Annotated in this window: 23 protein-coding genes; 14 read left to right on the top strand and 9 right to left on the bottom strand. The window is 67.1% G+C overall.

The features are described 5' to 3' along the window. Positions 1 to 9: 9 nt before the first annotated feature. The 3 genes from HPA01S_RS09480 (at position 10) to HPA01S_RS09490 (ending at position 1,586) form a co-directional block, all read left to right on the top strand. Positions 10 to 255, top strand: a complete 246-nt coding sequence (locus tag HPA01S_RS09480; protein ID WP_066269251.1) for a pentapeptide MXKDX repeat protein — start codon at positions 10 to 12, stop codon at positions 253 to 255. A gap of 120 nt (positions 256 to 375) precedes the next feature. Continuing rightward, positions 376 to 948 carry a sigma-70 family RNA polymerase sigma factor gene (locus HPA01S_RS09485; RefSeq protein WP_066269381.1) on the top strand — a complete coding sequence of 191 codons (573 nt, stop codon included), beginning with the start codon at positions 376 to 378 and terminating at the stop codon, positions 946 to 948. Further along, a complete protein-coding gene (locus HPA01S_RS09490) occupies positions 945 to 1,586 on the top strand; it encodes an NrsF family protein (protein ID WP_066269253.1) in 642 nt (213 codons plus the stop codon). Before HPA01S_RS09485 ends, HPA01S_RS09490 begins: the two co-directional genes overlap by 4 nt. Before the next feature lie 9 nt (positions 1,587 to 1,595). Here the strand turns inward: HPA01S_RS09490 and HPA01S_RS09495 are convergent, their stop codons facing one another. The 3 genes from HPA01S_RS09495 to HPA01S_RS09505 all read right to left on the bottom strand — a co-directional run bounded on the left by HPA01S_RS09495 (position 1,596) and on the right by HPA01S_RS09505 (position 4,190). Next, positions 1,596 to 2,486, bottom strand: coding sequence for a methylenetetrahydrofolate reductase (locus HPA01S_RS09495; protein WP_245638609.1), 891 nt, complete (start codon positions 2,484 to 2,486; stop codon positions 1,596 to 1,598). A 124-nt stretch (positions 2,487 to 2,610) separates the two neighbouring features. Further along, positions 2,611 to 3,279, bottom strand: coding sequence for an epoxyqueuosine reductase QueH (locus HPA01S_RS09500; RefSeq protein ID WP_066269255.1), 669 nt, complete (start codon positions 3,277 to 3,279; stop codon positions 2,611 to 2,613). Next, positions 3,276 to 4,190: a LysR family transcriptional regulator gene (locus tag HPA01S_RS09505; RefSeq protein WP_066269257.1), complete on the bottom strand. Its 915-nt coding sequence runs from the start codon at positions 4,188 to 4,190 to the stop codon at positions 3,276 to 3,278. The genes HPA01S_RS09500 and HPA01S_RS09505 overlap by 4 nt, the downstream gene beginning before the upstream one ends. A 176-nt stretch (positions 4,191 to 4,366) precedes the next feature. Between HPA01S_RS09505 and msuE the strand changes: the two genes are divergently transcribed. The 3 genes from msuE (at position 4,367) to HPA01S_RS09520 (ending at position 7,145) form a co-directional block, all read left to right on the top strand. After that, positions 4,367 to 4,948: an FMN reductase gene (gene msuE, locus HPA01S_RS09510; RefSeq protein ID WP_066269259.1), complete on the top strand. Its 582-nt coding sequence runs from the start codon at positions 4,367 to 4,369 to the stop codon at positions 4,946 to 4,948. Between the two features lie 45 nt (positions 4,949 to 4,993). Next, positions 4,994 to 5,977 (top strand): DUF1852 domain-containing protein, encoded by a 984-nt coding sequence (locus tag HPA01S_RS09515; RefSeq protein WP_066269263.1) that lies wholly within the window; start codon positions 4,994 to 4,996, stop codon positions 5,975 to 5,977. Positions 5,978 to 6,119: 142 nt separating this feature from the next. Next, entirely contained in the window at positions 6,120 to 7,145 is a 1,026-nt protein-coding gene (locus HPA01S_RS09520) for a methionine synthase (protein WP_066269267.1), read from the top strand. A 94-nt stretch (positions 7,146 to 7,239) separates the two neighbouring features. Here the strand turns inward: HPA01S_RS09520 and HPA01S_RS09525 are convergent, their stop codons facing one another. After that, the gene (locus HPA01S_RS09525; RefSeq protein WP_066269269.1) at positions 7,240 to 8,031 is read right to left on the bottom strand and encodes an exodeoxyribonuclease III; all 792 of its coding nucleotides are present in this window, start codon (positions 8,029 to 8,031) and stop codon (positions 7,240 to 7,242) included. 10 nt (positions 8,032 to 8,041) lie between these two features. Between HPA01S_RS09525 and pyrE the strand changes: the two genes are divergently transcribed. Then, positions 8,042 to 8,758 (top strand): orotate phosphoribosyltransferase, encoded by a 717-nt coding sequence (gene pyrE, locus HPA01S_RS09530; protein ID WP_066269274.1) that lies wholly within the window; start codon positions 8,042 to 8,044, stop codon positions 8,756 to 8,758. 12 nt (positions 8,759 to 8,770) lie between these two features. Then, positions 8,771 to 9,475, top strand: a complete 705-nt coding sequence (locus HPA01S_RS09535) for a DUF4124 domain-containing protein (RefSeq protein ID WP_066269278.1) — start codon at positions 8,771 to 8,773, stop codon at positions 9,473 to 9,475. Positions 9,476 to 9,521: 46 nt separating this feature from the next. Here the strand turns inward: HPA01S_RS09535 and gatB are convergent, their stop codons facing one another. The 3 genes from gatB to gatC are packed head-to-tail and all read right to left on the bottom strand — an operon-like array spanning position 9,522 to position 12,779. Further along, on the bottom strand, positions 9,522 to 10,991 hold the full coding sequence (gene gatB, locus HPA01S_RS09540) for an Asp-tRNA(Asn)/Glu-tRNA(Gln) amidotransferase subunit GatB (protein WP_066269279.1): 1,470 nt from the start codon (positions 10,989 to 10,991) through the stop codon (positions 9,522 to 9,524). Position 10,992: 1 nt separating this feature from the next. Continuing rightward, positions 10,993 to 12,483, bottom strand: coding sequence for an Asp-tRNA(Asn)/Glu-tRNA(Gln) amidotransferase subunit GatA (gatA, locus tag HPA01S_RS09545; RefSeq protein ID WP_066269284.1), 1,491 nt, complete (start codon positions 12,481 to 12,483; stop codon positions 10,993 to 10,995). Continuing rightward, on the bottom strand, positions 12,480 to 12,779 hold the full coding sequence (gatC, locus tag HPA01S_RS09550) for an Asp-tRNA(Asn)/Glu-tRNA(Gln) amidotransferase subunit GatC (RefSeq protein ID WP_066269286.1): 300 nt from the start codon (positions 12,777 to 12,779) through the stop codon (positions 12,480 to 12,482). The genes gatA and gatC overlap by 4 nt, the downstream gene beginning before the upstream one ends. Before the next feature lie 272 nt (positions 12,780 to 13,051). Here gatC and HPA01S_RS09555 point away from each other — a divergent pair, with 272 nt between their 5' ends. From HPA01S_RS09555 to mrdA, 4 genes are all read left to right on the top strand, one after another. Then, complete coding sequence (locus HPA01S_RS09555; RefSeq protein WP_066269288.1) at positions 13,052 to 14,095, top strand: rod shape-determining protein; 1,044 nt, start codon at positions 13,052 to 13,054, stop codon at positions 14,093 to 14,095. Between the two features lie 61 nt (positions 14,096 to 14,156). Beyond that, positions 14,157 to 15,101, top strand: a complete 945-nt coding sequence (gene mreC / locus HPA01S_RS09560; RefSeq protein ID WP_066269291.1) for a rod shape-determining protein MreC — start codon at positions 14,157 to 14,159, stop codon at positions 15,099 to 15,101. Continuing rightward, positions 15,098 to 15,628, top strand: a complete 531-nt coding sequence (gene mreD, locus HPA01S_RS09565; RefSeq protein ID WP_066269293.1) for a rod shape-determining protein MreD — start codon at positions 15,098 to 15,100, stop codon at positions 15,626 to 15,628. Before mreC ends, mreD begins: the two co-directional genes overlap by 4 nt. 166 nt (positions 15,629 to 15,794) lie before the next feature. After that, positions 15,795 to 17,765, top strand: a complete 1,971-nt coding sequence (gene mrdA / locus HPA01S_RS09570; protein ID WP_066269295.1) for a penicillin-binding protein 2 — start codon at positions 15,795 to 15,797, stop codon at positions 17,763 to 17,765. Positions 17,766 to 17,771: 6 nt separating this feature from the next. Here mrdA and HPA01S_RS09575 read toward each other — a convergent pair whose 3' ends face one another. Further along, positions 17,772 to 18,266, bottom strand: a complete 495-nt coding sequence (locus tag HPA01S_RS09575) for a TspO/MBR family protein (RefSeq protein ID WP_066269297.1) — start codon at positions 18,264 to 18,266, stop codon at positions 17,772 to 17,774. A gap of 27 nt (positions 18,267 to 18,293) precedes the next feature. After that, entirely contained in the window at positions 18,294 to 19,055 is a 762-nt protein-coding gene (locus HPA01S_RS09580; protein WP_066269383.1) for a sulfite exporter TauE/SafE family protein, read from the bottom strand. A 378-nt stretch (positions 19,056 to 19,433) separates the two neighbouring features. On the opposite strand from HPA01S_RS09580, the gene HPA01S_RS09585 reads away from it, so the two are divergent. Both HPA01S_RS09585 and HPA01S_RS23050 read left to right on the top strand, forming a co-directional pair. Beyond that, positions 19,434 to 20,738 (top strand): ammonium transporter, encoded by a 1,305-nt coding sequence (locus tag HPA01S_RS09585; RefSeq protein ID WP_066269384.1) that lies wholly within the window; start codon positions 19,434 to 19,436, stop codon positions 20,736 to 20,738. 3 nt (positions 20,739 to 20,741) lie between these two features. Beyond that, entirely contained in the window at positions 20,742 to 21,200 is a 459-nt protein-coding gene (locus HPA01S_RS23050) for a hypothetical protein (RefSeq protein ID WP_157084952.1), read from the top strand. The last annotated feature ends 74 nt before the right edge of the window (positions 21,201 to 21,274 follow it).

Raw genomic sequence — 21,274 nt, forward strand, 5'->3', positions numbered from 1 at the left:
AATCCCACCATGAACAAGCTCACCACCGCCCTGCTCACCGCCTGCCTGGCCGCGGGCAGCGTCTCGGCCTTCGCGGCCGACGACATGATGAAGAAGGACGGCATGGCCAAGGACTCGATGTCCAAGGACTGCATGAAGAACGACCCCATGTACAAGGACTGCATGGCCCAAAAAGACAAGATAAAAAAAGACGCCATGAAGAAGGATGAGATGAAGAAGGGCGACATGATGCAGAAGGACGAGATGAAGAAATAAGCGGCCGAACGCTGGCGCCAGCGCTGGCGACGCCAGCCGCGAGAAACCCCGCTCCCGGGGTTCAAGGGCCGGGTGTAAGCTGCGGCTCCCATGGATCGGTATTCGTCCCGCGACGATGTGATGCACGCCCAGACCGAACAGCTGCTGCGCGGGCTGATGCTCGCCGGCCTGGACGGCGACGCGGCGTCGTACCGCCGCTTCCTCCAGCTGCTCGGCTCGCGCCTTCGGTCGTTTTACCGCCGGCGCCTGTCCGGCTGGCCCGACGATGTGGAGGACCTCGTGCAAGAGACCCTGCTGGCGATCCACAACCAGCGCCACACCTACCTGCCCGACCAGCCGATCACCGCCTGGGTGCACGCCATCGCACGCTACAAAACCATCGACCTGCTGCGCGCGCGCCAGGGCCGGGAAGCGCTGCACGACCCGCTGGACGACGAAGTCGCGCTGTTCGACACCGCAGACAACGAAGCCGCCGAGGCCCGGCGCGACCTGCACCAGCTGCTGGCCACCTTGCCCGAGCGCCAGCGCCTGCCGATCGAACAGGTCAAGCTGGCGGGCCGTTCGGTTGCCGAGGTGGCGCTTGAAACCGGCATGTCGGAATCGGCCGTGAAGATCGGCATCCACCGCGGGCTGAAGGCCTTGGCCGCCCGCATCTCGGCCCTGCCCAAACCCCGGGCGAAAGCGTCCCCATGAAAACCGACGACCTCATTCACCTGCTGGCCACCGACACCGTGCCGGTGCAGCGCCACGTGGCGGCGCGGCGGCTGGCGCTCGGCCTGCTGCTCGCGCTGCCGGTCTCGCTGCTGCTCATGGCCACCGTGCTCGGCGTCAACCCTGCACTGCGTGGCTACCTCGGGCAACCCATGTTCTGGGTGAAGTTCGGCACGCCCTTGCTGATGGCGCTGCTGGCCCTGCCGCTGGTGGCCCGGCTCGGCCGCCCCGGCATGAGCACACGCGCGGCCTGGGTGCGTTGGCTGCTGCCGATCACCTTTCTGTGGGCGCTCGGGCTGGTGGCGGTTGCACAAGCCCCGGCCAGCGAACTGCCGGCCCTGATGCTGAGCCGCACCTGGCGGGTGTGCGCAGAGAACATCGCCGTGCTGTCGCTGCCGGTGTTCCTCGCCGCCATCTGGGTGTTGCGCTCCCTGGCCCCGGTGCGTCCTGCGCTGGCCGGTGCGGGCGCGGGGGCGCTGGGCGGCGCGTCGGGCGCCGCGGTGTATGCCATCCACTGCCCGGAACTCGCCGCGCCCTTCATCGCCATCTGGTACGTGCTGGGCATGGCGCTGCCGGTGGCGGCCGGTGCGTTGGTGGGGCCGCGGCTGCTGCGCTGGTAACGAGCGTCCTCAGGCGCGCCGCTGCGCGCCGGCGTGGCCATGCCCCGCGCGGGCCCGGTACTGCGCTATCCAGCCGACCGACTGTGCAATGCCGCCGAACGGGAAAAAATGCAGACTCACGGTGCCATGTGCTGCTGTCAGGCCGGCGGCCAGACGGTCCACGAAAAGATCCGGCCCTGCCGTGCCGAACAGCTTACCGATGGAGATGCCGTAGCTGGACCACATCGACGCGCATGCGCTGACGCCGCACAGGGCCGCATAACGCGCGAGCACCGCCACGCCCGCCGGGCCCGGCACACCCACGCGTACCGGGTGTTCGATGCCACGTTCGCGCAGCGCTTGCAACCAGGTGAGCACGATGTCGGCATCAAAGGCGAACTGCGTGACGATCCAGGGCGCCATGCCGCGCTGTTCGATGCTGCGGCACTTGCGTTCCAGCACCGCCCAGCGATCGGCCGCATTCATGACCGGATGGCCTTCGGGATGCCCGCCCACGCCCACCACCTGAATGCCCGCACGCTCGAAAACGCCTGTGTCGATCAACGAATGGCTGTCCGCAAACGGCCCCGCCGGGGTGGACGGATCGCCCGCGATCACGAAGCAACGCTTCACGCCGGCTTCGGCCACCGCACGCTCGACAAACGCCTGCAGCTCGGCGAGCGAGGCGATGCGGCGCGCAGACAGGTGCGGCATCGGCTCAAAGCCGAGTTCGTGCACGGCGCGCGCGGCAGCCAGCCGCGCCTCGTTGTCCTGGTTGGCCAGGTAGGGAATGGAAATGGTGGAGCCGGTGGCGATGCGCGCCGCCGCGGCGGCCAGCGCGGGCATGTCCTTCGCGTTGACCTCCAACGAACAGGCCTCGGTGATATCGCTGGCGGGCCCGGGTTTGTCGATATGAATCATCGGTCTTGCCATCCTCGGCCATGGTGTGGAGGGCTTCACAACGTCAGCGCCGCTCGGGCTGGCGGCGAGCCAGGGAACACGTTCAGGAAGCTCGGAGGAAGCGTTGCTCCCCCCGCAAGGCGCATCAGTCTTTGGTCGGCGCTTCGTCGCCGTAGAACATCACGCCCAGCTGGATGCGTTCGCGGCCGCTGTCCACCCGGTGGCGGTTGGTATCGCGCAGCGAATAGACGCAGCCGCAGTACTCCTGCTGGTAGAAGTTCTCGCGCTTGCTGATCTCGATCATGCGCGCGGAGCCGCCGCCCTTGCGCCAGTTGTATTCCCAGTACATCAGGCCGGGGTACCTGGCTGCCGCACGCACACCGCAGTCGTTGATCTGCTGCATGTTCTTCCAGCGCGAGATGCCCAGCGAACTGGTGATCACCGGAAAGCCGTGCTCATGCGCATACAGCGCCGTGCGCTCGAAACGCATGTCGAAGCACATGGTGCAGCGCACGCCGCGCTCGGGCTCGTTCTCCATGCCGCGGGCGCGCTCGAACCAGTTGTCGCGGTCGTAGTCTGCGTCGATGAAGGGCACGCCGAACTGCTCCGCGAAACGGATGTTCTCGTTCTTGCGCAGCTCGTATTCCTTGAGCGGATGGATGTTGGGGTTGTAGAAGAAGATGGTGTAGTCGATGCCGGAGGCCAGCATGGCCTCCATGACCTCGCCCGAGCACGGCGCGCAGCAGGAATGCAGCAGCACCTTCTGATGGCCGCCGGGCAGCGGCAGCGGTTGGCGGTCGACGGTGGTGTTCATGTGTTGGCTCCTTTCGCAAAGGCGGTGGCCGCAGGCGTGCGGGCCAGTTCGATGAAGGCCCGCACGTAGTCGATGGCGGTGTCCGCCTCGCGTGCCCCCAGGAAGATCTGCTTGGCGATGCCGCGCGCGCCCAGCCGCACCGGCACCACGTCCATCCTGGCCGCGTACTCCTCCACCAGCCAGCGCGGCAGGGCAGCCACGCCGCGGCCGCTGGCCACCATCTGCAACATGATGTCGGTGGTTTCGATGGCCTTGTGCCGCCTGGGCGTGACACCGGCGGGCAACAGGAACTGGTTGTAGATGTCCAGGCGCTCGATGTCCACGGGGTAGCTGATGAGCACTTCCCTGGTCAGCTGCTGGGGCTTCACGTAGGCCGCAGAGGCCAGGGCATGGCCCTTGGCCACGACCAGCACCTGCTCGTAGTCGAACACGGGCTCGAACTTCAGGCCCGGCTTGTAGAGCGGGTCGGGCGTGACGAGCAGGTCGATCTCGTAGCCGAAGAGCGCGCCGATTCCGCCGAACTGGAATTTCTGCTTCACGTCCACATCCACGTCGGGCCAGGCCGCCAGATAGGGCGAGACCACCTTGAGCAGCCACTGGTAACAAGGGTGGCATTCCATGCCGATGCGCAGTGCACCGCGCTCGCCCTGCGCGAACTGGCCCAGGCGTTCTTCGGCCAGGTCCAGTTGCGGCAGCACGCGGTTCGCCACCGCCAGCAGGTACTGGCCTGCCTGCGTCAGGCGCAGGCTGCGACCTTCGCGCAGCCAGACGTCGGTGCCCAGTTGCTGCTCCAGCTTTTTCATGCTGTGGCTCAGGGCCGACTGGGTGAGGTTCAGCACGCCCGCGGCGGCCGTCAACGACCCTTGTTTCTCGACCTGCTGAACGATGCTGAGGTGGATGCGCTCAAGCATTCAAATGAACTCGGCTCATGGATTGGTGAAATAAAACCATTTTACTTCATGAGCACACATCCATACCATCCGCGTCCATGGATCGTTTGCGTTCTCGGGAGCGGTCCCAAGATCTGCGCGAGCCATGACGGCGGCGCTCTTCGGCACGGCGCAGATCCATCCATACGAAAGCAAGCATGACACGTCCACTCCGTTTGGTCGCCGTTTCCGGCGGACTGCAACGCCCTTCCAAATCTGCGGCCCTGGCAGAGCACCTGATGGACCTGGTCGCCGACGCACTGCCGTGCGAGCAGCGCCTGGTCGAACTGGGTCAGCTCGCGCCGCGGCTTGCCGGTGCCACCTGGCGCAGCCACCTGCCCGACTCGGTGGAGCGGGAGCTGGCGGCGGTCGAGCAGGCTGACGTTCTGGTGGTGGCCACACCGGTCTTCCGTGGTTCCTACACCGGACTGTTCAAACACTTCTTCGACTTCATCGACCAGGACGCCCTGATCGACAAACCGGTGTTGTTGGCTGCCACCGGTGGCAGCGAGCGCCATGCCCTGGTGATCGACCACCAGTTGCGGCCGCTGTTCAGCTTCTTCCAGGCGCGCACATTGCCGCTGGGTGTCTATGCGACCGACAAGGATTTCGCCGACTACCGCCTGCAGAACGCCGCCCTGATCGAGCGGGCCAGGCAGGCCGTCCAACGGGCATTGCCGTTGGTGGATCTGGCGCGCCACACAAGGCCCGCCCGGGCCGAGGAAGTGCTTGCGGCCTGACACACGGATCGGTCTTCTCTTAAAAAATCAGCTCACTGAATCGCCATGAACACAGAACTCAGCTTCCACCTCAAGAGCATTTGCTTCGATGAGAACTACCACCCATCGAACAGCACGCGCATCACCACCAACTTTGCCAACCTGGCCCGGGGCACGAGCCGGCAGCAGAACCTGCGCAACACGCTGAGGATGATTGACAACCGCTTCAACGACCTGGCGCACTGGGACAACCCGACGGGCGACCGTTACTCGGTCGAACTCGAGATCGTCTCTGTCGAGATGAACATGGATGCCAAGGGCAGCGGCGATGTGTTCCCGCTGATCGAGATACTGAAGACCAGCATCCTCGACCGGAAAGAGAACAAGCGCATCGACGGCATCGCAGGGAACAACTTCTCCTCCTACGTGCGCGACTACGACTTCAGCGTCCTGCTGCCGGCATACAACGCCCATCGGGCGGAATTCAGCACGCCGGACGACTTTGGCGACCTGCACGGCAAGCTGTTCCAGCAGTTTGCCAACTCGAGCACCTACAAGCAGCACTTCAACAAGCCGCCGGTCATCTGCATCAGCGCCTCGACCAGCAAGACCTATCAGCGGACCGGCAACCAGCACCCGGTGCTGGGTGTCGAGTACCAACAGAATGAACTGTCCTCGACCGACCGGTACTTCGAAAAAATGGGGATGCAGGTTCGTTTCTTCATGCCGCCGAATGGCGTTGCACCACTGGCCTTCTACTTTCACGGCGACCTGCTGGCCGACTACACGAATCTCGAACTGATCGGCACCATCAGCACGATGGAGACCTTCCAGAAGATTTACCGCCCCGAGATCTACAACGCCAACTCTGCAGCCGGGAAGCTCTACCAACCGAGCCTGAAGAACCAGGACTATTCGTTGACGCAGATCGTCTACGACCGGGAAGAGCGCAGCCAGCTGGCGGTTCAGCAGGGGAAGTTCGCCGAGGAGCGCTTCATCAAGCCGTACAAGAACGTCCTCGAACAATGGGTGGCCAACTGCGCGGCCTGACCTGCCTGCACACAGACCGTTCCTCCTGAAGAAACGGTCTGTCGTCATGCCCCGCATGACGCGCCACCCCGCGGCGGCTCGGGCAGAACGCGCCCGACACGCGCGCTCGCCACATCCATTTTTTCTTGAAAGGCATTCTCAGATGTTCGAAACCTCCATCGCCGGCAGCCTGCCGAAGCCCGCCTGGCTGGCCGAAACCAACAAGCTCTGGCCGCAGTGGCAGGCGGAAGGCGATGCGCTGCGGCAAGCCAAGGCCGACGCGACCCTGCTGTGGATCAAGGCCCAGGAAGACGCGGGCCTGGACATCGTGTGCGACGGCGAGCAATCGCGCCAGCACTTCGTGCACGGTTTCCTGGAGCAGGTCGAGGGCATCGACTTCGAGCACAAGGTGAAGATGGGCATCCGCGACAACCGCTACGACGCGATGGTGCCGCAGGTGGTGTCGGCCCTGCGCCTGAAGGGCCGCGTGCATGCCTTCGAAGCCCAGCTGGCGCGCGCGCACACAAAGAAGAAGCTGAAGTTCACCCTGCCCGGCCCGATGACCATCGTCGACACCGTGGCGGACCGCTTCTACGGCAACAAGATCAAGATGGCCTTCGCCTTCGCCGAGCTGCTCAACCAGGAAGCCCTGGCGTTGCAGGCCGACGGCGTGGACATCATCCAGTTCGACGAGCCCGCGTTCAACGTGTACATGAAGGACGCCGCCGACTGGGGCGTGCAGGCGCTCGAGCGCGCCGCGCAGGGCCTGACCTGCACGACGGCGGTGCACATCTGCTACGGCTACGGCATCAAGGCGAACACCGACTGGAAGAGCACCCTGGGTGAAGAATGGCGCCAGTACGAGGCGGTGTTCCCCGCGCTGGCCAAGAGCCGCATCGACCAGGTGAGCCTGGAATGCATCCACTCCCACGTGCCGCCCGACCTGATGAAGCTGCTGGCCGGCAAGGACGTGATGGTTGGCGTGATCGATGTGGCCAGCGACGTGGTCGAGACACCCGAGGAAGTGGCGGACACCATCGGCCGGGCACTGCAGTTCGTGCCGAAGGAGCGGCTGTTCCCGTGCACGAATTGCGGCCTGGCACCGATGGGGCGGGACGTGGCCTGGCGCAAGCTGAAGGCGCTGGCAGAAGGCACGAAGCTGGCCAAGGAGCGCCTCGCCTCGGCGTGACGCCCACCCTGCCGCGCCGTGGGTGGCGCGGCACGTTGTTCCGCATCAGCCCGCGTCAACCCAGGTGTGGGCGGCGGACGCGGGCCTCACCGGATCAAAGGTCGAAGTCGTAGTCGATGGTCAGCGGCGCGTGGTCGCTGAACTTCACGTCCTTGTAGATCGACTCGCTGCGCGCCAGCGCCGCCAACGTCGGCGTGGCCAGGTGGTAGTCCAGCCGCCACCCCACGTTGTTGGCATAGGCCTGGCCGCGGTTGCTCCACCACGTGTAGCAGGCGTCGGTGGCGTCGGGCTGCAGGCGGCGGTAAACGTCCACCAGGCCCGCCTCGTCCAGCAACTGGGTCATCCAGGCGCGCTCCTCGGGCAGGAAGCCGCTGTTCTTCTGGTTGCTGCGCCAGTTCTTCAGGTCTTTCTGCTGGTGCGCGATGTTGACGTCGCCACACAGGATGAACTCGCGCCCGGCCTTGAGCGCCTGCAGGTGCGGGTAAAAGCCGGCCAGGAAACGGTACTTGGCTTCCTGCCGCTCGGGGCCGGACGAACCGCTGGGGAAATACACGCTCAGGATGGACAGCTTGCGCGTCGGCGTGTCGAAGCGCAGTTCGGTGAAGCGGCCCTCGTCGTCGAACTCGGTCGCGCCGTAGCCGGCGATCACCTCGCTCGGTTCGTGGCGGGTGTACACCCCCGTGCCCGAATAGCCCTTTTTCTGCGCGTAGTGGAAATGGCCCTTGAGACCGGCAAGCTCTTCAAAACGGCCGCTCACATCGGGTGCCTGGGCCTTGACCTCCTGCACGCAAATACAATCGGGCCGGTGCGCGGCGAGCCACGGCTCCAGCCCTTTGCTGGTGGCCGAACGGATGCCGTTGAGGTTGAGGCTGGTGAGTTTGAACAAGGATCACTCCATGGTGTGGGATGCGGGAGCGGCGAAAGCCGATACGCCAGAAGCTGCGCTTGCGCAGGAATTTGTGCAGTTTTGCGTGGATGCCGGCGTGCTGCGCTTTGGTGAATTCAAAACCAAGGCGGGGCGTATGAGCCCCTATTTCTTCAACGCCGGTCTGTTCGACGACGGCGCCAAGCTGGGCCGACTGGCGCAATTCTATGCAAAAGCCCTGGTGGCCAGCGGCATCGAGTTCGACATGATCTTCGGCCCCGCCTACAAGGGCATCCCGCTCGGCGCAGCCGTCTCCATCGAACTCGCGCGGCTCGGCCGCAACGTGCCCTTTGCCTACAACCGCAAGGAAGCCAAGGACCACGGCGAAGGCGGCACGCTGGTGGGTGCGCCGCTCAAGGGCCGCGTGCTGATCGTCGACGATGTCATGTCCGCCGGCACCGCGGCGCGCGAATCGATCGCGCTGATCCGCGCCGCGGGCGCCACGCCACATGCCATCGCGATTGCACTCGACCGCCAGGAAAAAGCCACCGAGGTCGGCGCCGACGGCCGTGTGCAGGATGTGGACCACAGCGCCGTGCAGTACGTGCAGCGCGAACTCGGCATGCAGGTTTGCACGATTGCGAGGCTGGCCGATTTGTTGCAGTATCTGGCGGCCCACACCGGTGGTGAGCACGATGCCCACCGCGAGCGTGTGCAGGCCTACCGCGAGCGCTACGGCGTGTCCTGAACCTCCTTCACCATGCACCCGCTGCCGCCCACTCCACCCGCTGCCTTCCCGCACCGCCGCCTGTGGCTCGCGGGCGCTGCGGTGCTGCTGGGCGCCAGCTTCTGGAGCAGTGCGGTACAGGCGCAGCAGATCTACAGCTGCGTGGACGCCAAGGGCCGGCGCCTCACCTCCGACCGGCCCATCGTCGAGTGCCTCGACCGTGAACAGAACCAGCACGGCAGCACCGGCATCGTGCGCAAGACCCTGCCGCCGAGCTACACCGCCGACGAGCGCGCGCGCCTGGATGCCCAGCGCAGGCAGGAAGCCGACCAGCAAGCGCGTTTGCAGGAAGAGAAACGCCGCGAGCGCGCGCTGATGATCCGCTACCCCAACCAGGCCGTGCACGACAAGGAGCGGGCCGAGGCGCTGGCGCAGATCGACGAGGTGATCAGCGCGGTGAACAAACGCGAACTCGCGCTGGCGGCGCAGCGCAAGGACATCGACGTCGAGTTGGAGTTCTACCAGGGCGACACGAGCAAGGCGCCGAGCTGGCTCAAGCGCAAGATTGACGACAACGAAGCCCAGGTGCTGGTGCAGAAACGTTTTCTGGACGAGCAGTCGCGCGAGAAGCAGCGCGTCAACGCGCGTTTCGACGAAGAGCTGGCCAAGCTGCGCCAGCTCTGGGTGGCGGCCGGTGGCAGCCGCACCGGCAGCACACCCGCCCCCCTCTCACGCTGATCGCTCGCCGACCTCGCGCCGCGGGCGCGGTCGGTCCATCGATGGATCAGCCAGCCAGCTTCTGGCGCAGCAGGTCGTTGACCTGTTGCGGGTTGGCCTTGCCCTTGCTCGCCTTCATCACCTGACCGACCAGCGCGTTGAAGGCCTTGTCCTTGCCGGCGCGGAACTGGGCCACGTTGTCGGCGTTGGCGGCCATCACCTCGTCGATGATCTTTTCCAGCGCGCCGGTGTCGTTCATCTGCTTGAGGCCCTTGGCCTCGATCACAGCATCGACCTCGCTGCCCTCGCCGGTCCACAGGGCATCGAAGACTTGCCGGGCGGCGTTGTTCGACACCGTGCCGTCCGCGATGCGGCCGACCAGCGCGGCGAGTTGCGTGGCGCTCACAGGCACGCTGGTGATGTCGCCCTCGTCGGCGTTGAGCCGGCGCGAGACCTCGCCCATGATCCAGTTGCTCACCAGCTTGGCGCTGCCGCTGGCCTTGGCCGCGGTCTCGAAGTAGGCCGCCATCGCCGGGCTTTGCGTCAGCGTGGTGGCGTCGTACTCGGGCAGGCCGTAGTCGCGCACCAGGCGCTCGGCCATGGCGCGCGGCAGCTCGGGCATCGCGGCCTTCACCTGCTCCACCCAGTCGCGGCCGATCACCAGCGGTGGCAGGTCGGGGTCTGGGAAGTAGCGGTAGTCGGCCGCGTCTTCCTTGGTGCGCATGGCGCGGGTTTCGCCGGTGTCGGGATCAAACAGCACGGTGGCCTGCTGGATGCTGTGGCCGTCCTCGATTTGTTCGATCTGCCAGCGCACCTCGAAGTCGATCGCCTGCTGCATGAACTTGAAGCTGTTCAGGTTCTTGATCTCGCGCCGCGTGCCCAGCGGTGCGCCGGGCTTGCGCACCGAGACGTTGGCGTCGCAGCGGAACGAGCCTTCCTGCATGTTGCCGTCGCAGATGCCGATCCAGGTGACGATCTTGTGCAGCTCTTTCGCATACGCCACGGCCTCGGCGCTGGAGCGCATGTCGGGCTCGGTCACGATCTCCAGCAGCGGCGTGCCGGCGCGGTTGAGGTCGATGCCGCTCTGGCCGATGAAGTCTTCGTGCAGCGATTTGCCGGCGTCTTCTTCCAGGTGGGCGCGCACCAGGCGCACGGTCTTTTTCTCTTCACCGAGGAAGAACGAGACCTCGCCGCCCTGCACCACCGGAATCTCGAACTGGCTGATCTGATAACCCTTGGGCAGGTCGGGGTAGAAGTAGTTCTTGCGCGCGAACACGCTCTCTTCGGCGATGTGCGAACCCAGCGCCAGCCCGAGGCGGATCGCCAGCTCGACCGCACCGCGGTTCATCACCGGCAGGGTGCCGGGCAAGGCCAGATCGACTGCGCTGGCCTGGGTGTTGGGCTCGGCGCCGAAGGCGGTGGGCGAGCGGCTGAAGATCTTGGACTGCGTGGCCAGCTGGGTGTGGGTTTCGAAGCCGATCACGACTTCGTAACCGTGCACCAGCAGCGAGGCTTCCTTGTTGTGTTTCTGGTTCATCTCAGTAGCCCTGCGGTGCGCGGGTGTGCCAGTCGGTCGCTTGCTGGAACGCGTGGGCGGCCTGCAGCATCGCGCCTTCCTGGAAGTAGTTGCCGACCAGTTGCAGGCCCACCGGCAGGCCGCCCGCGCCGAAACCGGCGGGCACGCTCATGCCGGGCAGGCCGGCCAGGCTGGTGGACAGGGTGTAGATGTCGGCCAGGTAGTTGGCCATGGGGTCGGTGCTCTTCTCGCCGATCTTCCAGGCCACGCTGGGCGCCACCGGCCCGGCGATCAGGTCGCACTGCGTGAACGCGGCCTGGAAGTCCTGCGCGATCAGGCGCCGGATTTTCTGCGCCTGCAGGTAATAGGCGTCGTAGTAACCGTGGCTCAGCACGTAGGTGCCGATCAGGATGCGGCGCTGCACCTCGGGCCCGAAGCCTTCGCTGCGCGACTTCTTGTACATGTCGACCAGGTCTTCGTATTGCGCCGCGCGGTGGCCGAACTTCACGCCGTCGAAACGGCTCAGGTTGGAGCTGGCCTCGGCCGGGGCGATGACGTAGTACACCGGGATCGACAGCTCGTTGCGCGGCAGCGAGATGTCGACCAGCGTGGCACCCAGCTTCTCGTACTCGGCGAGCGCACCACGCACAGCGTTGATCACGTCGGGCGCGCAACCGGCGCCGAAGTACTCCTTCGGCAAACCGATGCGCAGGCCCTTGAGCGGCTGTGCGGCGCTCGCGCCTTCGCGCGGCTGGCCGAGCAGCGCGCTGTAGTTCTCGGCCGGGCGGTCCACGCTGGTGGAGTCGCGGTCGATGTCGGGGCCGGCCATGGCGCTGAGCAGCAGCGCGCAGTCGGCGGCGCTGCGCGCCATCGGGCCGGCCTGGTCCAGGCTGGAGGCAAAGGCCACCATGCCGTAGCGCGAGCAGCGGCCGTAGGTGGGCTTGATGCCGGTGATGCCGCAGAAGCTGGCGGGCTGGCGGATCGAGCCACCGGTGTCGGTGCCGGTGGCGGCCGGCAGCAGGCGCGCGGCCACCGCGGCGGCCGAGCCGCCCGAGGAACCACCCGGCACGTGCGCCAGCTCCCAGGGGTTATGCGCCGGGCCGTAGGCCGAGTTGTCGTTGCCCGAGCCCATGGCGAACTCGTCGCAGTTGAGCTTGCCCAGCGTCACCGCGCCCTGCTCGGCCAGCCGCCGCACCACGGTGGCGTCGAACGGGCTCTGGTAGGCCTGCAGCATCTTCGAACCGGCGGTGGTCGGGAAATCCTGGGTGACGAACACGTCCTTGTGCGCCAGCGGCACGCCCAGCAGCGGCGTGCGCTCGCCGGCGGCGATGCGCGCGTCGGCCGCACGCGCCTGGGCCAGCGTGGCTTCTTCGTTGAAGGCCAGGTAGGCGCCCAGTTCGGCGTGCTGGTGCGCGCGCGCCAGCAGCTGCTGCGCGGCTTCGACGCTGCTGGTCTTCTTGTCGGCAATGGCGCTGGCCAGTTCGGCCACGCCCAGGGTGTGCAGTTCGTTCATTCGATCACCTTGGGCACGAGGAACAGGCCGCGCTCCACCGCCGGCGCGCTTTTCTGGTTGGCGTCACGCTGGTTGGGTTCGCTCGCCACGTCCGGGCGCAGGCGCAGGGCGACGTGGTCGATCACCGCGGTCGGATGGGCCAGCGGCTCGACGCCGGTGGTGTCGACGGCGTTCATCTGTTCGACGGTGTCGAAAAAGCCATTGAGCTGGGTCAGCAGCGTCTCGCTCTGGGCGGCGGACACTTCCAGGCGCGCCAGGTTGGCGATGCGCCCGATGTCGGACAGGGTCAGGGACATGACAGAAACGGTTCCGGGTGGAAAGAAGACACCGCTTCAGGGGCGGCATTCGCCCCTGAAAAGGCCTGGAAGCATCAAAAATGCGCGCCAATTGCGTGCAGTTGTGCACAGGGGATACGTTATTATCCAGGGTTTAACGGCGCTTCCTCAGTGCCGTTGCGGTTTTCGCCTTGGAATCAACCACTTAGCACCGATGCCCGGCCACACCACCGGCCCCATACCCGGCGACGGGCGCGCGACGCCGCGTCCGTGCCCCACAGGATTCACCCACCATGTTTGAAGCTTTTCGTCGGCAGTTTTCGACCGACCTGGCCATCGACCTCGGCACCGCCAACACCCTCATCTACGTTCGCAACAAGGGCATCGTGCTCGACGAGCCCTCGGTGGTCTCGATCCGCCACGAAGGCGGCCCCCAAGGCAAGAAGACCATTCAGGCGGTCGGCCACGAAGCCAAGGCCATGCTGGGCAAGGTGCCCGGCAACATCGAAGCCATCCGCCCCATGAAGGACGGCGTGATCGCCGACTTCACCGTCACCGAGCAGATGCTCAAGCAGTTCATCAAGATGGTGCACCCGCGCTCGATGTTCAAGCCGAGCCCCCGCATCATCATCTGCGTGCCCTGCGGCTCCACCCAGGTCGAGCGCCGTGCCATCCGCGAATCGGCACTCGGCGCCGGCGCATCCGAGGTTTACCTGATCGAAGAACCCATGGCCGCCGCCATCGGTGCCGGCCTGCCGGTGTCGGACGCGTCCGGCTCCATGGTGGTCGACATCGGCGGCGGCACCACCGAAGTCGGCGTGATCAGCCTGGGCGGCATGGTCTACAAGGGCAGCGTGCGCGTGGGCGGTGACCGTTTCGACGACGCCATCATTGCCTACATCCGCCGCAACTACGGCATGCTGATCGGCGAACCCACGGCCGAAGCGATCAAGAAACAGATTGGCTCGGCCTTCCCCGGCAGCGAAGTCAAGGAAATGGAAGTCAAGGGCCGCAACCTCTCCGAGGGCGTGCCGCGCAGCTTCACCATCTCCAGCAACGAAATCCTGGAAGCGCTGACCGACCCGCTGAACAACATCGTCACCGCGGTGAAGATGGCGCTGGAACACACGCCGCCCGAACTGGGCGCGGACATCGCCGAGCGCGGCATGATGCTGACCGGCGGCGGCGCACTGCTGCGCGACCTGGACCGCCTGCTGGCCGAAGAAACCGGCCTGCCCGTGCTGGTGGCCGAAGAGCCGCTGACCTGCGTGGTGCGCGGTTGCGGCATGGCCCTGGAGCGCATGGAGCGCCTGGGCACCATCTTCACCAGCGAATAAACCCCGGCCAACCCGTTCAACGGCGCGGCCCCAACCCCAGAACAGCCCCCTCCCGAGCGCCATGCCACTGGGCACCCTGGACCGCACCCCTCCCCCGTTTTTCAAGCAGGGCCCTTCGGCCCTGTCCAAGCTGGTGGTGTTCAGCGCCGTGGCGCTGTTCCTGATGGTGGCCGACCTGCGTTTTCGCGTCGCCGCCCCCCTGCGCACCGCCATGGCCGCGGTGCTCTACCCGGCGCAATGGGCGGTGCTCCAGCCGGTCGAGCTGGCGGGCGGAGCCGCCACTTACTTCACCTCGCTGCACGCAGCGCAGAAGAGCGAAAGCGAAGCGCTGCAGCGGCTGTCGGTGCAGGCCGAGCGCAGCCTGCAGCTGGAGCAGATCACGCTGGAGAACCAGCGCCTGCGCGAGCTGCTGGCGATGCGCGAGCGCATCGGCGTCCAGGCCACCGGCGCCCAGGTGCTGTACGACGCCGCCGATCCCTTTTCGCGCAAGATCGTGATCGACCGCGGCCAGACCCATGGCATCGAGCCCGGCTCGCCGGTGGTGGACGAGAGCGGCGTGCTCGGCCAGGTCACACGGGTCTACCCGCTGGTGTCCGAGGTGACGCTGCTGATCGACCGCGACCAGGCCATCCCCGTGCTCAACACCCGCACCGGTGTGCGCAGCGTGGCTTACGGCGAACCCTCGGCCACCGGCGACGGCCTGGAGCTGCGCTACACCCTGTCCAGCGCCGACATCGCCGAGGGTGATCTGCTGTCCACCAGCGGTGTCGACGGCGTCTACCCGGCCGGCCTGCCGGTGGCGCGCGTCACGCGCGTCGAGCGCCAGGCCGAGTCGTCCTTCGCGCGCATCCGCTGCGAACCCCTGGCCCGGGTGCAGGCCGCCCTGCACGTGCTGGTGCTGGCCTCCACCTCGGCCCAGCTGCCGCCCTCGCCACTGGCCGCAACGGCGGACACGCCGCGCCCGGCCCGCACCAACCGCCCCGGCGTCCGGAGCAACGCGCCATGATCATGCGTCCCGGCCAGCAGTTGCTGCTGCCTGCCAACCCGGTCTTCATCTGGCTCAGCCTGATCGCCGCGCTGCTGTTCAACATGCTGCTGAACATGGGCCTGTTCGGGCGCGCTGCCTGGGTGCCCGACCTGCTGGCGGTGGTGCTGGTGTTCTGGAGCGTGCACCAGCCGCTGCGCATCGGCGTCGGCGTGGCCTTTGCCTTCGGCCTGGCGATGGACGTGCACCAGGGCGCCCTGCTCGGCCAGCACGCGCTGGCCTACACGGTGCTGGGTTTCATGGGCATCTCCATGCACCGGCGCCTGCTCTGGTTCGGCGTGCCCAACCAGTCGGTGCAGGTGCTGCCGCTGTTCGTCGCCGCCCACGTGCTGGAGCTGTTGGTGCGCATGGTCTCCGGCGGCAGCTTTCCAGGCCTGATCTACCTGCTGGCGCCGCTGATCGAAGCCGCGCTCTGGCCGGTGGTGAGCGTGCTGCTGCTGGCGCCGCAGCGCCGGGCGCCGAACCCTGACGACAACCGGCCGCTGTAGCCATGGCCCCCACGCTCCACCGCTGCGCGGGTCGCTGCCCCCCCAAGGGGGCTGTTTCGCCTTGGGGCGGCCCGGCGAAGCCGGTTCCACGCAAGCACTGGATGGGTTGCCTCGCGCCGACAGCGAGTGTTGCGCGCCACTCTGCCTTTGAGATAGAACCACGGACATGACCGAGATCCGCAACGTCGAAGCCGACCTGGCGCAGTTCCGCACCCGGGTGCTGCTGATCGGCCTGACCGTGGTGTTCGGGTTCGGGCTGATCGCCGCGCGCATGGTGTACCTGCAGGTGGTGCGGCACGACGACTTGCTGGCCCAGGCCGAGAGCAACCGCACGGCGGTGCTGCCGGTGGTGCCCAACCGGGGCCAGATCCTGGACCGCAACGGCCGTGTGCTGGCCACCAACTACTCGGCCTACACGCTGGAGATCACACCCTCGCGCGTGCAGGACATGGACGAGACCATCGCCGGCCTCGGCCAGCTGCTGGAAATCACACCGCGTGACCAGCGGCGCTTTCGCAAGCTGCTGGAGGAGTCGCACCGGTTTGATTCGCTGCCGCTGCGCACCCGCCTGACCGACGAGGAAGTGGCGCGCTTCACCGCGCAGCGTTACCGTTTCCCCGGTGTGGACGTGCGCGCGCGCCTGCTGCGCCAGTACCCCAACGGCGACGTCGCCAGCCACGTGATCGGCTACATCGGCCGCATCAACCAGCGCGAGACCGAAGCCATCGCCGACTGGCCGGAAGAAGAGCAGGCCAACTACCGCGGCACCGAATACATCGGCAAGCTCGGCGCCGAGCAGAGCTACGAGCGCGAGCTGCACGGCACCACCGGCTTCCAGCGCGTGGAAACCTCGGCCGGCGGGCGCGCCGTGCGCGCGCTGGCCAACACGCCCGCCACCCCGGGCAACACGGTGGTGCTGTCGATCGACATCCAGCTGCAGAAGCTGATCGAAGACATGTACGGCGAGCGGCGCGGCGCGCTGGTGGCGATCGACCCGCGCTCGGGCGAGGTGCTGGCCTTCGTGAGCAAGCCCACCTTCGACCCCAACCTGTTCGTCGAAGGCATCGACGTGGAGAACTGGCGCGCGCTCAACGAGTCGGTGGACAAGCCGCTGCTCAACCGCGCGCTGCGTGGCACCTACCCGCCGGGCTCCACGTACAAGCCCTTCATGGCACTGGGCGCGCTGGAGACCGGCACGCGCAGCGCCTCCATGGTGATGAACGATCCCGGCGTCTGGACCTTCGGCGGCCACAACTTCCGCAGCCATGGCGCGCTCGGCCCGGTCGACATGCACCGCAGCATCGTCAAGTCGAGCAACACCTACTACTACTCGCTGGCCAACGACATGGGCGTGGACACGATGCACGACTTCATGAAGCCGCTCGGCTTCGGCCAGATCACCGGCATCGACCTGCGTGGCGAGGTGCGTGGCGTGTTGCCCAGCCAGGCCTGGAAGCGCAACACCTACAAACGCCCCGAGCAGCAGCGCTGGTACCCGGGCGAAACCATCTCGCTGGGCATCGGGCAGGGCTACAACAACTTCACCATGCTGCAGCTCGCGCAAGCCATGGCCACGCTGGCCAACGGCGGCGTGCAGTACAAGCCGCACCTGACCATGGCGACCGAAAACGTGCTCACGCGCGAACGTGTGCCCCTGCCCGGCCCGCCGCCGGTGAACCTGGGCTACAAGCCTGAGAACGTGCGCGTGGTGCTCAACGCCATGCAGGCCGTGACCACCGACGGCACCTCCACCCGCGTGTTCGCCGGCGCCGGTTACACCAGCGGCGGCAAGACCGGCACCGCGCAGGCCGTGACCATCGGCCAGAAGGACCGCTACGACAGCCGCCGCCTGGAAGAACACCAGCGCGACCACTCGCTCTACCTCGCCTTCGCACCGGCCGACAAACCGCGCGTGGCGCTGGCGCTGATCGTGGAAAACGCCGGCTTCGGCGCCGCACACGCCGCGCCCATTGCACGCCGCGTGTTCGACTACCTGCTGATGGACCAGTACCCGAATCCGCAAGACCTGGCCGCCGTGCGCGTGGGCCAGGCCAGTTCGCCCATCGGCACACCGCTCAAGGCCAGTGCCATGCCCTGGCCACCAGAAGCCCCGGCGAGCGCCGCCTCCGTGCCCTGAGACGCCTTACAGCACGCCGGGGTTGGCCTGCCAGACCGCCCAGGTGAGCGCGCTGGCAAACGCCACCCACACAAGATAAGGCACCAGCAGCCACGCGGCCAGCGGGCGCACCCGGCGGAACAGCACCACGGTGAGCACGATCAGCCCCAGCAGGAGCAACACGTCGGCGAACGCCCAGGCGCCTTGGTGCCAGGCAAAAAACAGCCACGACCAGAGCGCGTTGACGGCCAGCTGTAGCACGAACGCCACCAGGGCGGCGCGGCGCGCGCGCGAGGGCGCCTCGCGCCAGACGAGCCAGGCGGCCACTCCCATCAGCACGTAGAGCGCCGTCCACACCGGTCCGAACACCCCCGCCGGAGGCGCCCAGGACGGCTGGTTCAGCTGCGCATAAAAGGACACGGCGTTGACAGAGGCGACGGCGCCCAGGCCACCGGCCAGCAGGCTCAGCGCCAGCCAGCCCAGCAGGCCGAAGGCTTGTGCACCGGTGGAACGATTCGACATGGCAACTCCTTGGGGTGATGGGGCAGCTCAGGCCCGCAACCAGGCGTCGTAGGTCGTCTTGAGGATCAGCGCGCTGACCACGAAGATGAACACGATGCGCACGAAGCCGCTGCCGTGCTTGAGCGCCAGCCGCGTGCCCAGCACGCTGCCGACCACGTTGGCGATGGCCATCGCCAGCACGAAGTGCCACCACACATGGCCCTTCCAGGCGAACAGCAGCAAGGCAGCAAGGTTGGTTGCGGTGTTGAGCAGCTTGGCGCTGGCGCTGGCGTGCAGGAAGTCGTAGCCCAGCCAGCGCACGAACAGGAAGACGAAGAAGCTGCCGGTGCCGGGGCCGAAGAAGCCGTCGTAGAAACCGATCACGCCGCCCAGCAGGCTGGCCGCCAGCATCTCGCGCCGGCCCTCGAAGCGCGGCGTGTGGTGCCGGCCCAGCTCCTTGCGCGCCAGCGTGTAGCCCAGCACCAGCAGCAGCACCAGGGGCAAGGCCCGGCGCAGGAAGTCGGGCGAGATCACGGTGACCGTCCAGGCGCCGGCCATGGAGCCGGCAAAGCCCACCGCCGCCGCCGGCAGCAGCGCCCCCCAGGGCATCTGCACGCGGCGCGCGTACTGCAGCGTGGCCGCCGCCGTGCCCCAGACCGAGGCGCCCTTGTTCACGCCGAACAGGGTCGCCGGGTGGGTGGCGGGGAACATCGAGAACAGGGCCGGCACCAGGATGAGGCCACCGCCGCCCACGATCGAATCGACAAAGCCGGCGAACATCGACGCCAGCGAAACCAAGAGCAATTCCATGCCGGGCATTGTCGCCGCCCGGCTGCGGGCAAAAAAAAACCGACCCCGGTAAGGGTCGGTTTGAAGAATCCTGCATCTCTGGGGACGCTGAAACCGTTGTTCGAATTGGACTGGGTTGTCTCCTCGGTCCCCCGCGGTCACCAGCGCTGGGCGCTGTCGGCGAGTGAGGGAACTGTAACGGACCGCACCACCGATGTGCATCCGGGCTTTCCCTTGGGTGACAGTTGTCCGTGGCACAGGAAATGCGGAAGGGGCCGGGTCGTTGGAAAAGGTCCCCACATGCACCAGAACCTGCACCCGAACCGCATCGTTTCCGCCCGCCCGAACGCAACAGACCCTCGAAAGTATCCATTTCTCACCACAACGGCCGCCCTGTTTTTGTGCCCTCTGGCCGCCAGCGCCCAGGCGGTGGCAAGTGCAGCGCCGGCACTGACGGCCCCCGGGCTGGTGGACGCCGGCACGGTTCAGGGTGCGGACACGGCCTGGCTGATGGTCAGCACCGCACTCGTCCTGCTGATGACGCTGCCGGGCATTGCGCTGTTTTACGGCGGCATGGTGCGCCGCCTGAACGTCATCAACACCATGGCCAGCGTGGTCGGCATCGCGGCCGTCGTCAGCGTGCTGTGGTTCGGCCTGGCCTACTCGCTCGCCTTCACGCCAGGTGGTGTGCTCGGCGGTTTCATCGGCGGCCTGGATCGCATCGGCTTTGCCGGCATGGAGTACCTGGGCGGCACGGCGCAGGTGGCGGTGAGCCACATCGCACCGCACGTGCCGGAATCGGTGTTCGCCATGTTCCAGCTCACCTTCGCCATCATCACCTGCGCGTTGGTGGTGGGCGCGCTGGTCGAGCGCATGCACTTCGGTGCGCTGCTGCTGTTCTCCGGCCTGTGGTTGCTGCTGGTGTACGCGCCGGTCGCGCACTGGGTCTGGGAGCCGGGCGGCTGGCTCGCGCAGCTGGGGGCGCTGGATTTCGCGGGTGGCTCGGTGGTGCACATCAACGCGGGCGCTGCCGCCCTGGTCTGCGCCTACGCGCTCGGCCCGCGCGCGGGTTACGGACGTGAACCTTTCGTGCCCTTCAATCTGGGCCTGACCATGGCCGGCACCGGCCTGCTGTGGGTGGGCTGGTTCGGCTTCAACGCCGGCTCGGCGCTGAGCGCCGACGGCCGCGCCGGGCTGGCCCTGCTGGTCACCCACGTGGCGGCGGCCGCGGGCGCCATCGGCTGGACCGCCGCCGAATGGCTGACGCGCAAACGCGCCTCGCTGCTGGGCCTGTGCTCGGGCGTGGTGGCCGGCCTGGTGGCGATCACGCCGGCCGCCGGTTTCGTCACGCAGCGCAGCGCGCTCATCATCGGGCTGGTGGCGGGTGTGGCCTGTTACTGGGGTGCGACCGCGCTCAAGCGCAAGCTGCGCGCCGACGACTCGCTGGACGTGTTCGGCGTGCACGGCGTGGGTGGCCTGGTGGGCGCCCTGCTCACCGGGGCACTGGCCGACCCGGCGATCTCGGGCGTGCAACCGAGCATGCTGGCGCAGCTGATCGCCTGCGCGGCGGTGCTGGCCTACAGCCTGGTGATGACCGCCGTGGTGCTGTGGATCACCTCGCGCTTTGCCACCCTGCGCGTGCGCGAAGGCGAAGAGCGTTTGGGGCTGGACGTGTCGCTGCACAACGAACAACTCGGGCACTAAGCCATGAGCAGCACAGCGTCACCGCCCGACCCCTTTGCCATTGCGGCCCATCTGCACGTGCTGCTGCGGCGCAAGACCGGGCGCGTGACCGATACCGAGTGGATGGCCACCAACCCCGACTACGCGCGCGAGATCGTGCGCCATGCGCTGGAGAAAGCCGCCAGCGACAACCTGCCCGAGCTGCGGCCCTGGGCCGAGAAGCTGGAACGCGCCATTTCGCACATGGCGAAGCAACCACCGCCCAAGCCCTTGCTGCAAGCCGCGGCCGACGCGCTGCACGCGGGCCGGGTGACCCCCGACGCCGCACGCGGCATGCCGACACCCCGCGCCGGCGGCTTCGCGCATTCAATGCCAGGCCACACCAGCGGTTTCATCGAATCCACACTCAACTCGGTGCTGGGTACCACGCGCAAGGACGGCGACGACTCACCGGAAGGGCGCTACGTCGGCGGGTTGCGGTAGCCCGGGACACGCAACCCGACGGACAGGCGCCTTTGCCCAGGGTCACCGGCGCACGACCCGCACCGCGTTGAGAT

The sequence above is a fragment of the Hydrogenophaga palleronii NBRC 102513 genome (assembly GCF_001571225.1).
GTDB classification, from domain to species: Bacteria; Pseudomonadota; Gammaproteobacteria; order Burkholderiales; family Burkholderiaceae_C; genus Hydrogenophaga; species Hydrogenophaga palleronii.

Coding starts and splice junctions, on each gene's coding strand:
- mreC (WP_066269291.1), top strand. CDS start 14,157: ATGCCACTGGGCACCCTGGACCGCACCCCTCCCCCGTTTTTCAAGCAG.
- gatB (WP_066269279.1), bottom strand. CDS start 10,991: ATGAACCAGAAACACAACAAGGAAGCCTCGCTGCTGGTGCACGGTTAC.
- HPA01S_RS09575 (WP_066269297.1), bottom strand. CDS start 18,266: ATGTCGAATCGTTCCACCGGTGCACAAGCCTTCGGCCTGCTGGGCTGG.
- mrdA (WP_066269295.1), top strand. CDS start 15,795: ATGACCGAGATCCGCAACGTCGAAGCCGACCTGGCGCAGTTCCGCACC.
- HPA01S_RS09480 (WP_066269251.1), top strand. CDS start 10: ATGAACAAGCTCACCACCGCCCTGCTCACCGCCTGCCTGGCCGCGGGC.
- HPA01S_RS09490 (WP_066269253.1), top strand. CDS start 945: ATGAAAACCGACGACCTCATTCACCTGCTGGCCACCGACACCGTGCCG.
- gatC (WP_066269286.1), bottom strand. CDS start 12,779: ATGTCCCTGACCCTGTCCGACATCGGGCGCATCGCCAACCTGGCGCGC.
- HPA01S_RS09580 (WP_066269383.1), bottom strand. CDS start 19,055: ATGGAATTGCTCTTGGTTTCGCTGGCGTCGATGTTCGCCGGCTTTGTC.
- HPA01S_RS09495 (WP_245638609.1), bottom strand. CDS start 2,486: ATGATTCATATCGACAAACCCGGGCCCGCCAGCGATATCACCGAGGCC.
- HPA01S_RS23050 (WP_157084952.1), top strand. CDS start 20,742: ATGAGCAGCACAGCGTCACCGCCCGACCCCTTTGCCATTGCGGCCCAT.
- HPA01S_RS09535 (WP_066269278.1), top strand. CDS start 8,771: ATGCACCCGCTGCCGCCCACTCCACCCGCTGCCTTCCCGCACCGCCGC.
- HPA01S_RS09500 (WP_066269255.1), bottom strand. CDS start 3,279: ATGAACACCACCGTCGACCGCCAACCGCTGCCGCTGCCCGGCGGCCAT.
- HPA01S_RS09520 (WP_066269267.1), top strand. CDS start 6,120: ATGTTCGAAACCTCCATCGCCGGCAGCCTGCCGAAGCCCGCCTGGCTG.
- HPA01S_RS09555 (WP_066269288.1), top strand. CDS start 13,052: ATGTTTGAAGCTTTTCGTCGGCAGTTTTCGACCGACCTGGCCATCGAC.
- mreD (WP_066269293.1), top strand. CDS start 15,098: ATGATCATGCGTCCCGGCCAGCAGTTGCTGCTGCCTGCCAACCCGGTC.
- HPA01S_RS09515 (WP_066269263.1), top strand. CDS start 4,994: ATGAACACAGAACTCAGCTTCCACCTCAAGAGCATTTGCTTCGATGAG.
- HPA01S_RS09485 (WP_066269381.1), top strand. CDS start 376: ATGCACGCCCAGACCGAACAGCTGCTGCGCGGGCTGATGCTCGCCGGC.
- msuE (WP_066269259.1), top strand. CDS start 4,367: ATGACACGTCCACTCCGTTTGGTCGCCGTTTCCGGCGGACTGCAACGC.
- pyrE (WP_066269274.1), top strand. CDS start 8,042: ATGGTGTGGGATGCGGGAGCGGCGAAAGCCGATACGCCAGAAGCTGCG.
- gatA (WP_066269284.1), bottom strand. CDS start 12,483: ATGAACGAACTGCACACCCTGGGCGTGGCCGAACTGGCCAGCGCCATT.
- HPA01S_RS09505 (WP_066269257.1), bottom strand. CDS start 4,190: ATGCTTGAGCGCATCCACCTCAGCATCGTTCAGCAGGTCGAGAAACAA.